General features: G+C 63.3%; 1 protein-coding gene. It reads left to right on the top strand.

All coding sequences use genetic code 11. The features are described 5' to 3' along the window. Positions 1-120: 120 nt before the first annotated feature. A partial coding sequence (gene istA / locus FHS92_RS18060) for an IS21 family transposase (protein ID WP_184081946.1) occupies positions 121-1,047 on the top strand: 927 nt, incomplete at its 3' end.

Genomic DNA, 1,047 nt, shown 5'->3' with positions numbered 1-1,047 from the left:
TGAGAACGGCGGAGCAATATTCGACCACGGTAGCGGCGGGATAGTCCTGCTGCGGGCGGCGTAAAAGTCGTCCACCTTGAAGCCTTTCTGCCGAGTCAGGGAGGTGTGGGGATCTACAGCGTGGAACTTTATCTTCAGGTCCGTCTGGCTTGCGCGGATGGCATGAGCCAACGGGCGGCGGCGAAGCGTTTCAATGTGTCGCGCGAAACGGTACGCAAGATGCTGTCGTTTTCATCGCCGCCGGGTTACCGGCGCCAGTCCGTACCGCAGCGCCCGAAGCTGGACGGGTTTGTGGCGATCATTGATGGATGGCTTGAGGGTGACCGCAGTGTCCCGCGCAAGCAACGCCATACGGCGAAGCGGGTATTCGACCGTTTGCGCACCGAGCATGGTTTCACCGGCGGCTATACGATCATCAAGGATTACATCCGGGAGCGCGAACAGCGCAGCCGGGAGATGTTCGTGCCGCTGGCGCACCCTGCGGGAGATGCGCAGGCCGATTTCGGGGAAGCGCTGGTGGAGATCGGCGGGGTGGAGCAGAAGGCCTACTTCTTCGCGCTCGATCTGCCGCACAGTGATGCCTGCTATGTGCGGGCCTATCCGGCGGCGGTGGCGGAGGCCTGGGTGGACGGACACGTGCATGCCTTCGCGTTTTTCGGCGCGGTACCGCGCTCGATCGTCTATGACAACGATCGCTGCCTTGTGACGAAGATCCTGCCCGACGGCACGCGGCAGCGTGCCACGCTGTTCAGCGCTTTCCTGTCACATTACGTGATCCGCGACCGCTATGCTCGCCCGGGCAAGGGGAACGAGAAAGGCAATGTGGAGGGGCTGGTAGGCTATTGCCGGCGCAACTTCATGGTGCCGATCCCGAAGTTCCCGACCTGGGAGGCGTTCAACCTGTGGCTGGAGGAGCAATGCCGCAAGCGCCAGCAGGACAAGGTGCGCGGGCAGAGCGAGACGATCGGTGAGCGGCTGCAGCGCGATCTCGCGGCCATGCAGCCTCTGCCCGCTACACCCTTCGAGGCCTGCGATCAGAAAGGCGGG

Source organism: Sphingobium subterraneum (genome assembly GCF_014199435.1).
GTDB classification, from domain to species: domain Bacteria; phylum Pseudomonadota; class Alphaproteobacteria; order Sphingomonadales; family Sphingomonadaceae; genus Sphingobium; species Sphingobium subterraneum.
This window is presented reverse-complemented; position numbering and strand designations above follow the sequence as displayed.